The organism is Mycobacterium sp., from assembly GCF_035603715.1.
In the GTDB taxonomy this organism is placed as follows: domain Bacteria; phylum Actinomycetota; class Actinomycetes; order Mycobacteriales; family Mycobacteriaceae; genus Mycobacterium.
The window spans coordinates 1-10,566 of sequence record NZ_DATNJW010000193.1; the positions used below are offsets into that span (position 1 = coordinate 1).

10 protein-coding genes are annotated in these 10,566 nt (G+C 65.7%); 2 read left to right on the forward strand and 8 right to left on the reverse strand.

The features are described from left to right. Window positions 1-1,435: NAD(P)/FAD-dependent oxidoreductase (locus tag VN856_RS08265; RefSeq protein ID WP_325687908.1), on the forward strand; the 1,435-nt coding region annotated here is incomplete at its 5' end. 101 nt (window positions 1,436-1,536) lie between these two features. Further along, window positions 1,537-2,154: a PadR family transcriptional regulator gene (locus tag VN856_RS08270; RefSeq protein WP_325687924.1), complete on the forward strand. Its 618-nt coding sequence runs from the start codon at window positions 1,537-1,539 to the stop codon at window positions 2,152-2,154. Here VN856_RS08270 and VN856_RS08275 read toward each other — a convergent pair. From VN856_RS08275 to VN856_RS08310, 8 genes are all read right to left on the reverse strand, one after another. Next, a complete protein-coding gene (locus VN856_RS08275) occupies window positions 2,151-3,422 on the reverse strand; it encodes an amidohydrolase family protein (protein WP_325687910.1) in 1,272 nt (423 codons plus the stop codon). The genes VN856_RS08270 and VN856_RS08275 overlap by 4 nt on opposite strands. 64 nt (window positions 3,423-3,486) lie before the next feature. Then, entirely contained in the window at window positions 3,487-4,422 is a 936-nt protein-coding gene (locus VN856_RS08280; RefSeq protein ID WP_325687912.1) for an alpha/beta hydrolase, read from the reverse strand. After that, window positions 4,419-5,255, reverse strand: a complete 837-nt coding sequence (locus tag VN856_RS08285) for an IclR family transcriptional regulator (RefSeq protein WP_325687914.1) — start codon at window positions 5,253-5,255, stop codon at window positions 4,419-4,421. The genes VN856_RS08280 and VN856_RS08285 overlap by 4 nt, the downstream gene beginning before the upstream one ends. A gap of 119 nt (window positions 5,256-5,374) precedes the next feature. Further along, entirely contained in the window at window positions 5,375-6,832 is a 1,458-nt protein-coding gene (locus VN856_RS08290; protein ID WP_325687915.1) for an FAD-dependent oxidoreductase, read from the reverse strand. Beyond that, entirely contained in the window at window positions 6,829-7,734 is a 906-nt protein-coding gene (gene bphC / locus VN856_RS08295) for a biphenyl-2,3-diol 1,2-dioxygenase (RefSeq protein ID WP_325687917.1), read from the reverse strand. The genes VN856_RS08290 and bphC overlap by 4 nt, the downstream gene beginning before the upstream one ends. Then, the gene (locus tag VN856_RS08300; protein WP_325687919.1) at window positions 7,734-8,915 is read right to left on the reverse strand and encodes a hydroxylase; all 1,182 of its coding nucleotides are present in this window, start codon (window positions 8,913-8,915) and stop codon (window positions 7,734-7,736) included. The genes bphC and VN856_RS08300 overlap by 1 nt, the downstream gene beginning before the upstream one ends. A 111-nt stretch (window positions 8,916-9,026) precedes the next feature. Continuing rightward, window positions 9,027-9,860 (reverse strand): SDR family oxidoreductase, encoded by an 834-nt coding sequence (locus VN856_RS08305; protein WP_325687921.1) that lies wholly within the window; start codon window positions 9,858-9,860, stop codon window positions 9,027-9,029. A gap of 138 nt (window positions 9,861-9,998) precedes the next feature. Further along, window positions 9,999-10,566, reverse strand: a 568-nt coding sequence (locus VN856_RS08310; RefSeq protein WP_325687922.1) for an enoyl-CoA hydratase, incomplete at its 5' end; no start/stop codon positions are given.

Genomic DNA, 10,566 nt, shown 5'->3' on the forward strand with positions numbered 1-10,566 from the left:
CTCATTTGACGAGGAGCTTCAGCAGGACTGGAACTGGAGCGAGAAGTACGCTACGCAACCGGAGATCCTTCGTTACCTGGACCACGTGACCGACCGATTCAACCTGCGACCCGACATTACGTTCGGCACCCGCGTCACCGATGCGATCCTCGACGAGGACAGTTGGCATTGGGAAATCCGCACCGATACAGGCGAAGTGGTGTTCGCGCGTTTCATGGTGCTGGCCGTCGGCCCGTTGTCGAACGCGAACATCCCCGCCATCGAGGGAATGGAGTCGTTCGCCGGCGAGATCTACCACACCGCGCACTGGCCGCATCACGGCGTCGATTTCACCGGTCAACGAGTAGGCGTCATCGGTACGGGATCGTCAGGAATTCAGGCGATTCCGTGCATTGCCCAGCAGGCGAGCCAACTATATGTGTTCCAGCGCAGCCCCAACTACAGCGTTCCCGCCGGAAACGTTCCGCTTGATGACGACGTGCGGCGCGCGCAGAAGGCCGGCTATCCGGAACGTCGCCGGCTGTCAATGGCCAGCGGGGGTGGTTCACCGCACCAACCGCACCCGCTGTCTGCGCTCGACGTATCCGAGCAGGAGCGGCGGGAAGCCTACGAAAAGCGGTGGCAGCTCGGCGGGGTGCTGTTCAGCAAGACCTTTCCCGACCAGATGCTCGACGCGGAAGCCAACGACACCGCCCGAGTCTTCTGGGAGGAGAAAATTCGCGCCGTCGTCGACGATCCGCAGGTCGCCGACTGGCTGATCCCGGCCGACCATCCCATCGGGACGAAGCGAATCTGCACCGACGACAACTACTTCCAGACGTTCAACCGCGAGAACGTGGCCCTGGTCAACTTGCGAGAGACGCCGCTCGCGCGAATGGACTCGGCCGGGGTGGCGACTTCGGCCGCCTACTACGACCTGGATGCGCTGGTGCTGGCGACCGGCTTCGACGCGATGACCGGGTCGGTGGGCAAGCTGAACATCGCCGGGCGTGGCGGCGAGACCCTGAACGCCGCGTGGGCGTCCGGCCCGGTCACCTATCTGGGGCTGGGCGTTCCCGGCTTCCCGAACCTGTTCAACATCAGCGGCCCGGGCAGCCCATCGGTCTTGGCGAACATGGCGTTGCATTCCGAATTGCACGTCGACTGGATCGCCGACGCGATCCGCTACCTCGGCGCACACGGAGCCATAGCATTGGAAGCCACCAGGTCGGCGGCCACCGACTGGACCGACGAATGCACCCACCGTGCCGCGGAGGGCCTTATGCTGCGGGCGAATTCGTGGTACCTGGGTGCCAACGTTGCCGGCAAGCCACGGGTGTTCATGCCGTTCGTCGGCGGCTTCGGCGTCTACGGTCAGATCATCGCCGACATCGCCGCGGCCGGGTACAAAGGATTCGACCTCGTCGCCGGTCGCTCGATCACACCGTCCCGCTGAGTGGTCAGCGACCGTTTCGGCCCTGCGATCATTGCTAACCTTTTCAAGTGGGGACCAGCGCGTTACCGAACCTTCCGCCGACGAGTTGGGCCGTGTTGGGCATGCTTGCGTTCGGCGAAGAGGTATCCGGCTACGACATCAAGAAGTGGGCGGACTGGAGCGTCGGCTACTTCTACTGGAGTCCGTCATTCAGCCAGATCTATTCGGAGCTCAAGCGACTGGAGTCGCATGGTTACGCCACATCTCGGGTTCAGCATGACGGCGGGCCGCGTGGTCGACGTACCTACAAGATCACCGAATCTGGCCGGGACGCAGTCAGCAAGTGGGCGATCGAGGCTCCTATCGACCCGCCGATGCTCAAACACGGTGTGCTGTTGCGGGTTTGGCTTGGCCATCTGAACGAGCCGGACCGGCTCAAGGAAATTCTGCAAGAACACATCGCTCACGTCGACACGATGCGGCAGCGGGTGGCGATCGACGCGGAAGCTGCGGCCGAAGAACCGGCCTGGGCCTACCCACGCATCGCGATGCAGTGGTCTGAACGTTATTTCGCGGCCGAGCGGGAACTTGCGCTACAGCTGATTAAAGACATCGACGAGGCCGAAGCGGCATTCAGGAAAGGCCGGGAGGAGTCGGACGGCGCCTTCCCGACGCCGCGTCCCGGCCACTGGCGCGAAGTCGAAAAGCGAGTACAGACAGAGGATCCCGACCGGCCCTAACTGCGGGCCGGTGCCAGACGCTTCAGCGCCAGCCCGCCCTCGAATGGCCGGTAGCCGAACGCCGCGGGGGCCCGGTAACCGGTGTCGCCTAGTGGTGTGTGCACCTCGTCGACGGTTGGTCCGATCTTGGCAGCGATCGGCGCCAACTCGTCCAGGTCGAACCGGTACAGCTGACCGGCATTGCCACCCAGTATCTTTCGGCACGCATCTTCCGACTGATCATGCAGCGCCCAGCGGATGGCCAGCTTGGAATGCGGCGTGAAGCCTTCCTCATGCGGGTAGTCACTGCCCCACATGATGTGCTCAGGACCCATGAAATCGATCATCCCGGAGTCGAACGGCGCCAGCTCGCTTGCCAGATAGCAGTTCCGCTGCGCGTACTGGCTTGGTGTCAGGGTTAGAGCGTCGACCGACGACCCGCCGAACATCCCATAGGTGCGGTTGCCGGCCTCGGATTTCATCGTGGGCACCATGGCGTCGAGCATGCCCAGCTGCGCCGGCACCCAGAGCGTGCCCTGCTCGGTCGGTACGAAACGAAGCGTCGGGTGCCGCTCGAACACCCCGGCCAGGATCAGATGCCCGAGTGTGCGGTTGGCCCACATCGCCATCTCGGTGATCAACACCGCGTTGGATGCCGGCTGGTCCATCGGCATCTCTGGGCTGCCGGCTCCCGCATGCTGCACCACCGTGAGGTCCAGTTCCTCGCACAGCGCCCAGATCGGCTCATACCGGGTGTGGAAGAGCGGAGCGACGTGCGGATCGCCCGGTGAGACCGGCGGCACCAGCACTCCGCCGAAGCAGCCATGTTCCGCGCCCCAACGGATTTCGTCCAGCGCCAGGTCGATGTCGTTGGGGAAGATTTGAATCAGCCCGCGGCGACGGGCCGGGGCCAGTGAACAGAAGTCGATCTGCCACCGGTTGTGCGCTTGCACGCCTGCCCAACGCTTCTCGAATTCGTCACGGGTGCGGGGCAGGCTGATGGTGATGTTGGGGGTGGTCGGGAAGAACGGCGGGACGGTGTTGGGCAGCAACACCTCCGCGGCCACCCCGTCGGCGTCCATGTCGGCGATCCGCAGGTCGCTGTCCCAGTTACGGCTGGCAGTCGCGATGATCAAGTCATCGAACGGGCTGACGTAGGTCTTGGCCCATGCGTCGAAGTCGTCGTGCAATCTTGTGGGCAGATACGGCTTGTAGTCGCCGATGTCAGCCCCGGCATGGGTGTCCGTCGAGATGACGACGTATCGATCGATCGTGTCCCAGGTAGCCATCGTGTCCTCCGTCGGTGTGTAACAAGATCTAGCGTCCTCGGTCGACCCGAGCGGCGGCAAGCCCTCATTCCGATGAGCGGGACAGCAGCACGCCAACGTCGGCCCAAGCCTGCTCTCGCGCCCGCGTACAGATGCCCAGGCTTGCCATCGTGATGAAGCCGTGGATCGCGCCCTCGTAGTCACGGTGAATCGTCGGAACTCCGGCGGCGACAAGTGCTTTCGCGTAGTGGCTGCCCTCCGAGCACAGCGGGTCACACCCGGCGGTGATCACCACCGCGGGCGGCAGGCCGGTCAGCCGGGCCCGCAGCGGCGAGGCGTAGGGATGACTGCGGTCCGCGAGTGCCGGAACGTACTGATCCCAGTACCACGCCATCGCTGCAGCGGTGTTGTAGTAACCCTCACCGAAGCGTTGGTAGGACGGCGTGCCGAAGTCCGCCGCGATCACCGGATATATCAGCAACTGGCCCGCAATTGCGGGCCAGTCGCGGTCGCGGGCCATCAGGGCGGTCACCGCGGCCAAGTTGCCGCCGGCGCTGTCACCGGCAACCAGCAGGTGACCCGGATCGGCGCCGAGCGCTGCGGCCTGTTGCGCCGCCCAGTCGGCGACGGCATAGACATCTTCGCCTGCTGCCGGCCATGGTGATTCGGGCGCCAGTCGGTAGTCGACCGACACCACGACCGCGCCGATACCGTTCGTCATCGCGCGGCACAGCTCGTCGTGGGAATCCAGATCGCAAAACACGAACCCGCCGCCATGCGCGAAGACGACGACGGGCACGGGACCCGACGTCTTTTCTGGCCAATAGATCCGCACCACGATGTCGCCCGCCGAGGAGGGCACGGTGCGGTCCGCAACCGCACGGACCGGCGCGGGACGCGGCGGCGGCACGGCACGCTCGCGGATCACGGTGCGCAATTGCTGCCCGGTCATCGTCTCGACACGCGGGAAGTAAGAGTTGAGCGCCGGTAGCAGCTTGGCGAACTCGGCGTCGAGGCTCACGCGTACTGCAAGGCCCGGACCGGTGTGGGATGCAGCGGGCGCGGCTGTTGCAGGATGGGCTGCACGCGGATAGCGCCGCCGTCGTCGTAATTGCGCCAAATGTTGAGGGCGGTGGTGCGCACAGGCCCGGCCAGCCGGTGATCGAAGGCCATCCGGTCCAGCGGACCACAGACCGAGACGGCGGCGACCGCCGCACCGGGGTCGCCGATCGGCGCTGCGACACAGCCGAACGCGGCGACCGATTCGGCTCGTTCGTAGGCGACGCCGCGGGCCCGTGTCGCAGCCAGTTCGTCGGTCAGCTGACGACGGGTGGAGATCGAGTACCGGGTCTTGCGGGTCAGCAGGTCGACATCGAAGTCAAAGTCGAGCTTGTCCGGATCGGAGAACGCCAGCAGCGCTTTGCCGACCGCGGTGCAGTGTGCGGGTTGACGGCCACCGACGCGGGTGGGAATCGCGGCGCCGAGCCCGCCGGCGATCTTCTCCAGGTAGACCACGTCCGACCCGTCCAGCACGGCGAGGTGCACCACGAGGCCGGTGGCCCGGTGAAGTTCGTGCAGAAATGGCTGCGCTGCGCCGTGCAGCCGGTCCTGATGCACCGCAAGGGACCCCAACTCGACCAGCCGCATGCCCAGCTCGTAGTCGCGTCCGTGCCGCCGCAGCCAGCGCAGTTGCACCAGTCGTTCGAGCATCCGGTGCGCCGAGGAGCGTGGCAGCCCGGTGCGCCGCACGACCTGGGCCAGCGAGAGCCGGCCCGGTCCGTCAAAGGCGTCCAGGACCAGTGAAATGCGATCGATGACGGCGCTCGGAGTGCAGGCGTCGGCCTGGCTGGTCATGGTTCCTCCCGGCATCCGATATTACTAATAGGTATATGCCTATTCATAGCACAGTGTGGTGGCCATCACAAGGCGCGAAAAAGGGGCACGCCAGCGCGTGCCCCGGCCGTGATGTGCGATTACGCGTTCGCGGCGGCCCGCCCGGCGCGACGGCCGTAGAAACTGCCATCACCCAACGAAATGCCGCTGGCATATCCCCAGGCGGCAAGGCCGGCGGTGGCCCGCCCGGCCGCGAACAGACCGGGGATCGGCTCGCCGCTGACGTTGAGCACCTCGGCGGACAGCGAGGTATGCAGGCCGCCGAGAGTGAAGCCGCCGGTGTTGCCGCGCAAGTCGATGGCGCCCACCGGGCTGCCGATCGGGCGCAGCCATTCCGGCTTCTTGTGCAGTAGCGGATCCTCGCCGCGCGCAGCGCCCTCGTTGTAGGCCGCGACGGTGGTTTGCAGCGAGGCGGTCGGCAGACCCATTTCGGCTTCCAGCTCGGCCACGCTCTCGCAGACCCAGGTCGGCGGACGCAGCAGAAAAGGCGTCGCCGACCGGCACCCCATGGCTTGCTCATGCGCGTCGGCGTCGAGCACCAGGAAGGCGGTGTCGTCCTGCTGGTAGAGAGTGAGCTGGCCGATACGACCCGGGTAGGTGTCCTCGGCGACGTAGCGTTGCCCTCGGCCGTTGACCAGGATCCCGCGGACGATCAACTGCGGGTCGACGAGAAACGCCACTTCGGTGGCGTCCATGTGGGCCAGATCGGCGCCAAGCGCCTGCGCCATCCGGATCGCCACCCCGTCGTGCTCTTCGACCGAGGCCGCTGGACGGCCGGCGATCCTCGGCGCATACCGCGCCACCATCGACTCGTTGTACGCGAAACTGCCTGTGGCCAATACCATTCCGCGCCGCGCCCGCACCGCCAGCTCGTTGCCGTACTGCCGGGCGATGACGCCGGCCACCCGCCCGTCGCTCTCGATCACCAGTCGCTGCACCCGGGTGTCGACGATGCTGCGCATACCCAACGCGGTGGCGGTGTCGACCAGCGGCTTCATCAGCATGTAGCCGCCGCCCTTTTCGCCGGTCCGTTTGTCCTGCATCTGCGGCACATGTCCGCGTGGTGCCGGTGTGGCGATCTGGTTGTAGGGGAAGGCATTCTCGCCGCCGGTGTACATCAACCCGTCGTCGTCGGGTGGTTCCCATCCCGGCTCACTCCAGAAGCTGGGCTTGAACGGAACACCGCAATCCACCAGCCAGTCGAAGTGCTCGAGGCTGCCCTCGCAGTAATCGGCGATCCGGTCCACGTCGGGGCCCGGCCCCATCGCCGCGCACAGAAAGGCCTGCATGTTCTCGACGGAATCCTGGAAGCCACAGGCTTTTTGGATCGGCGTACCTCCGCCGAGATAGACGAAACCGCCGGCCAGCGCCGCAGCGCCACCCCAGCCGCCGGTGCGCTCCAGCACCAGCACGTCGGCGCCTGCCCGCGCGGCCTCGATCGCCGCGGACACGCCCGCGATCCCGTATCCGGCGATCACCACATCGGCTTCGGCGTCCCAGTCGGTGATGTCGCGCGTGTGAACGGGCGTGACGGTCACATCGCGGCCAACGGCTCGGCGCCCGACCAGTCGTGGCCCCAGTAGCTGTCGGAGGTGATTTCCTCGGCGGTGTAGTACTTTTCGTCGACTTTCATGCCGTCGGTGCCGAACTCGATGTCCCACCCGCCGGGCGCTCGGACGTAGAACGAGATCATCTTGTCGTTGGTGTGCCGGCCCAATGTCGACGACAACGAAAAGCCAGCCTTGACAACACGATCCAGTGCGCGGCCGACCGCGTCCAAAGAGTCGACCTCGACCATGATGTGCACCAGCCCCGGCGCCCCGCCGTGCGGCGCGGGACACAACGCCATGCTGTGATGACGTTCGTTGACACCGAAGAACCGGATCCGCAGCGGGCCGAATTCTGGCGGTGCGGGCAGCCGCATCGCGCCGCGGGGCAAGTAGCCCAGCGTCTCGCTGTAGAACGCGAACGCGCCGGCAGGGTCCATCGTCGGCAGCACCACATGGCCTAGTCCCTGCGCGCCGGTGACAAACGTGGCGCCGTACGGCGTCACGACCGGACTGTGATCGAGCGCGGGGCCGAAGAACACCTCGGTCGGCGTGCCGGTCGGATCGGTAAAGGCGAAGACGTCCTCGACCCTGCGCTCGTCGGCCTCCTCCACGGACAGGGGTTTGACGGCGATCCCCGCGTGTTCGAGCGTGTCCTGAACTCGTTGCAGCGCCAGCCCATCGCGCACTTCCCAGCCGACGTGTACCACCTGGTCGGTGTCGCCCGGGACGACGACGATGCGGGCCGGGCGCTCGTCCATCCGCAAGTACAGCGCGTCAGGCTCGGGTCCGCTGCCTTGCGCGAAACCGAGGACGTCGAAGGCGAAGCTGCGCCACCGGTCGATGTCGCTGGTCTGAATCTTGATGTAGCCCAGGCTTTTGATCTCCGGCATCAGATCATCGCCCGCAGCGGATCCGCCGGCTCGATGCCCATCGAACTCAGCGCCGCGGCATGGTAGACCGTGCTGGGCACGTGGATCGCATGGTTCAGCCCAACGTGCGCATCACGCCAAAACCGTTGCAACGGTTTATCCATCCGCGCTGCGTTTCCACCGGAGCGAGCGAAGATCTGATCCACCGCCATCACCGCTCGCCAGGCGGCCCGGATCTGTGTACGCCTGCCCACTGCCCGCTCCTCGAACGAGACTTCCCGTCCGGACTCCACGATGTCCCACATCTTGTCGACGTTGGCCAGCAACTCTTGACGGGCGGCGTTGATATCGGCGGCCGCTTCACTGATCGCGAACAACACATACGGGTCGTCTTTGATCGCAGTGCCCTGCGCTCCGACCCGCCCGCGCTGATAATCGAGGTGCGCGGCCAGCGCCCCTTCGGAGATACCGATCACCGCAGAGCTGATGCCGAGCGGGAACATGTTCGACCACGGCATCTTGTAGAGCGATTCGGTGACACCGGCTTCCTTCTGCGCGGTCCCGTCGATCACCTGGTCACCGTTCATCACCCGGTAGGACGGCACGAAAGCATCCTTGACGATGATATCTTTGGACCCAGTCCCCTTCAGCCCCACTACATTCCAGGTATCTTCGACGATCTGGTAGTCGCTGCGGGGCAGGATCATGTGCAGCATGGTCGGCGGGCCGGCGATGCTGCCGTCGGCGTTGCCCAGCAACGCACCCAGGAAAATCCAGTCGCAGTGATCGGTCCCGGAGCTGAACTGCCAGCGGCCGTTGAACGTGTAGCCGCCGTCGGTCGGGACGGCGATGCCGGTCGGCGCGTAGGGCGAAGCCATCCAGGTGTTGTCGTCGGTTCCCCATACTTCCTCGCGCACCTTCGGGTCGGCGAACGCCAGCTGCCACGGGTGCACGCCCACCACGCCGCAGACCCATCCGGCCGCGCCGTCGAGGGCGGCCACAGCCATCACGGTCTCGGCGAATTCCCTTGGGTGAGCTTCGTATCCGCCGTACTGCTTGGGCTGCAGCAGCTTGATCGGGCCGGCCGCTTTGAGCAGCTTGGCCGTGTCGTCGGGCATCCGGCCGAGGCGTTCGGCCTCAGCGCCCTGATCCCGCAGCTGCTCGGCGATGTCGCCGATGTTGTCGATAACCCGTCGGGCCATGATGTCATCCTGTCTTGCCGCACCCGCAACGATATTCCGATGCTTCGATGGTGGACCGGCTTTGGCCAGACGGTGCGACGCCATCCCGTTCAGTGGACAGGTTTGGCAGGCTCAGACCACTCCGCGCAGCCCATCGGCGCCGAACACCGGTTCCAGCATCGCGCTGAAGTCCGGGCCGCGACGCAACATGAGCCCACCGTCGACGTTGATGACCTGCCCCGTCACGTAGCTGGCGGCATCGCTGAGCAGAAACATCGCCAGGTTGGCGACATCCTCGACCTCGCCGGGTCGCGGCAGTGGGGTGCAGAGCCGGTAATCCTCGCTCAACTCCGGCGATTCAAGGACGGGCGCGACCAGATCCGTGCGGATCAAGCCCGGGCGGATGCTGTTGACCCGCACCCACGACGCTCCGAGTTCGTCGGCGGCCAACTGCATCATGTGGTCGAGCGCCGACTTGCTCACCCCATAAGCGCCGAACCAGCGATGGGTGTTGCTGGCGGCGATCGACGAGATGCCGACGAACGAACCGCCTCCGCCGCGCACCATCTCACGCGCTGAGTGCTTGAGCACGTACATTGTTCCGTTGACGTTGAGGTCGACAGCCCGACGCCACAGCTGCGAGTCGACCTGGGTAATCGGCCCGATGGTTTCCGATCCGCCTGCGCAATGCACCACGCCGTGCAGCCTGCCGTGCCAGGCCGTCACCGCGTCGACTGCGCGGGTGGCCTCCTCCTCGTTGGTGATGTCAGCGGGCTCGTAACGTATCGAGCCACTACCGGCCGCGCTTGATTCGATCTCTTTGACGGCCCCGGTCAGCCGGTCGGGGTTGCGCCCGACGATCATGACCGAGGCCCCGGCGGCCACCAGCCCGGCGGCAACCCCCTTGCCGATCCCACTGCCACCGCCGGTGACCAGGTAAGTCCGGTCTTCGAACGAAAGCTGCATGCCAGCTCCTCACGCCGAAACTGAAACAGGTTCTAGTCATAGAACCACACCTGCCACAGCAGGCTCTGACGGGAGGAGGGATGCACCACCTGCCCAATTCTGAGCGAATTCGCTGTCCCACCCATGCGACCCGTGTGACTACGGAGTGTCCTTGCGGGCGATCTTCGTCGGCTTGGGGCTGCGCCAGTCCTCGACGTCGGGCGGCAGCCCGACCGGGTACCGGTTCTCGTTGTGCGCGGCCCAATGCGCGTGACCCAGCTCGTGGATGTGAAACGCATGGCGCAGCGCCTCGGTGAAGCCCATCGCATCCGACGCGGCGTTCACCGAATCCTTGATCAGCAGCGCCGCCATGGTGGGCCGCTCGGCGATGCGCCGCGCGAACTCCAGCGTCTTGTCGGCCAGCTCGTCGGCCGGAAAGACCTTGGAGACCATGCCGAGCCGATAGGCCTCGTCGGCATCCAGTGAATCGCCGGTCAGCAGTAGTTCTTTGGCTTTACGCGGGCCGAATTCCCATGGGTGCGCATAGTATTCGACGCCGGGCATACCCATCCGGACGCCGACGACATCGCTGAACTTCGCATTGTCGGCCGCAACGATCAAGTCGCATGCCCAGATCAGCATCAAGCCCGCGGAGATCGCGTTGCCCTGCACCTGGGCGATGGTGATCTTGCGCAGATCCCGCCAGCGGCAGGTGTTCTGGAAGAAG

What these genes read in the sequence shown, in the direction of transcription:
- VN856_RS08270 (WP_325687924.1), top strand. Translation starts at nt 1,537, where the DNA reads ATGCTTGCGTTCGGCGAAGAGGTATCCGGCTACGACATCAAGAAGTGG.
- VN856_RS08275 (WP_325687910.1), bottom strand. Translation starts at nt 3,422, where the DNA reads ATGGCTACCTGGGACACGATCGATCGATACGTCGTCATCTCGACGGAC.
- VN856_RS08285 (WP_325687914.1), bottom strand. Translation starts at nt 5,255, where the DNA reads ATGACCAGCCAGGCCGACGCCTGCACTCCGAGCGCCGTCATCGATCGC.
- bphC (WP_325687917.1), bottom strand. Translation starts at nt 7,734, where the DNA reads ATGCCGGAGATCAAAAGCCTGGGCTACATCAAGATTCAGACCAGCGAC.
- VN856_RS08300 (WP_325687919.1), bottom strand. Translation starts at nt 8,915, where the DNA reads ATGGCCCGACGGGTTATCGACAACATCGGCGACATCGCCGAGCAGCTG.
- VN856_RS08305 (WP_325687921.1), bottom strand. Translation starts at nt 9,860, where the DNA reads ATGCAGCTTTCGTTCGAAGACCGGACTTACCTGGTCACCGGCGGTGGC.